The sequence below is a fragment of the Weissella sp. DD23 genome (assembly GCF_001579105.1).
GTDB classification, from domain to species: Bacteria; Bacillota; Bacilli; order Lactobacillales; family Lactobacillaceae; genus Weissella; species Weissella cibaria.
Map to the genome: position 1 here is coordinate 370,420 of NZ_KQ970391.1, position 1,487 is coordinate 371,906.

Sequence of the window (1,487 nt, forward strand, 5' to 3'; positions counted from 1 at the left end):
CCGGGTTATAGGCTTCGTACGTCCGGAGCGAGGTTGTAAAGATCGGATACAACTTGAAAAAACGGGCCACTGATAGATAAGGCACTAGGATTCGGAAAACTTGAAGGTCAAAAATGGTAAAGAATTTTTGACGCTTCAGTCCGTTGTACAGGTCGTCAACGTAATCCGAGACTGGTTCATCTTTTTTGTGAGCGGCACCTAATTCGTACACCGTTGAAATGGTGTAGTAGGCGGTCAGCTTTGTTGCCATATAGCGACGAGCGGCATTTTTAGCACGTTGCTCATACTCAGTGGTGTCTAGTGTGAAGTAATCGCCAAATTCATTAAAAATCAATTGATCACGTTCACTGGAGTCTGCCACAACTTCCGACAATGAGACGGTCAGCAATTCAATTAATTTTTGTAGGTCACCAATACTTAGGGAACCTTCACCTGATACAAAGCGATAATATTTATTTTTCGAAATACCAGTTTTCGTAATGCGATCAATCGAGACGCGTTTCGCCTGTCTGATTTCATTAATTTTTTCTCTTAATAACATAGTCACTATACTCTCTTCTTTTAAAACCACTGTATTAATTATACCGGTATTGTGGAATAAAGATGTATTATGAGTGCCCAATTTGTCCCACGAGTAGAACGATTTAATGGATTTTTAGCTTGATTTCTACCCGAAAAGCAGATATCGCAAAAAATTAACCCAATTTTAGGCCAAAGCGGATATGAAAGTAACGGTCCTTTATACTGGCGATATAGGGGATAAGAAAATGGCAGAAAAAAAGCAAACGGTTTTAACAATCTTGATGGATCTGTATGCACAGGTCGAAGAATCAAATACAAAGTTACGTTATATTGTGTTGTCGACTTTTCGTGATGTGGTTGAGAGTCGACGGGATGTTGGTGATATTGTGACACAAATGGTTAATAAGATTACATCAGATGTGCCAGAATTAAATAGCTCATTTTATGAGGAAATTATGCGGATTAGCCATAAATAAAACCAGATTTAACGCCTAAAGCGGTCATAAACTATGCATATATGACTTGTATGATAAGGCTATCTTAAAAATGGTGGAGAAACATGATGGCAGATTATTCAGCAATGTCAACTGGGGTGGGTCAGTTGAACTATACCTTTGGCACATCAACGGCAGCGGAGTTTGGTGTAAAAATTGAGAATGCAGGGACCCATACAAACGGTTTCCGGCAAACACAAATAGCTCGTATTCAAGAACGGGTTGCAGCTAAGCCCAACATTACGTTTGCTCGCTTACGAGCTGACTTGAATATGGATACAGCGGATCTACGTCAATTGGCACGCGAAGCTGGCGTTGAATTGCGATAATCACATACTAAAAATGCGCGATATTAACTCAATTCTGAGACAAAATGATAGTTATCGCAATAACTTGTGTAAGATAGTTTTTGTGCTCGAACCAAGCGTTTGGGTACACTATCTCTATCTTAACAACCACTAAAAAAGCCAC

At 39.6% G+C, this 1,487-nt stretch carries 3 protein-coding genes; 2 read left to right on the forward strand and 1 reads right to left on the reverse strand.

From position 1 onward, the window contains the following. Positions 1 to 541, reverse strand: a 541-nt coding sequence (locus WEIDD23_RS14460) for a helix-turn-helix domain-containing protein (RefSeq protein WP_242865423.1), incomplete at its 3' end; no start/stop codon positions are given. 226 nt (positions 542 to 767) lie between these two features. Between WEIDD23_RS14460 and WEIDD23_RS04260 the strand changes: the two genes are divergently transcribed. Both WEIDD23_RS04260 and WEIDD23_RS04265 read left to right on the forward strand, forming a co-directional pair. Further along, complete coding sequence (locus WEIDD23_RS04260; protein WP_010373563.1) at positions 768 to 998, forward strand: hypothetical protein; 231 nt, start codon at positions 768 to 770, stop codon at positions 996 to 998. Positions 999 to 1,081: 83 nt separating this feature from the next. Beyond that, a complete protein-coding gene (locus WEIDD23_RS04265) occupies positions 1,082 to 1,345 on the forward strand; it encodes a hypothetical protein (protein WP_224159296.1) in 264 nt (87 codons plus the stop codon). Positions 1,346 to 1,487: the final 142 nt, after the last annotated feature.

Excerpts from the sequence above, each read along its gene's own strand:
- WEIDD23_RS04260 (WP_010373563.1), top strand. The coding sequence starts at position 768 with ATGGCAGAAAAAAAGCAAACGGTTTTAACAATCTTGATGGATCTGTAT.
- WEIDD23_RS04265 (WP_224159296.1), top strand. The coding sequence starts at position 1,082 with ATGATGGCAGATTATTCAGCAATGTCAACTGGGGTGGGTCAGTTGAAC.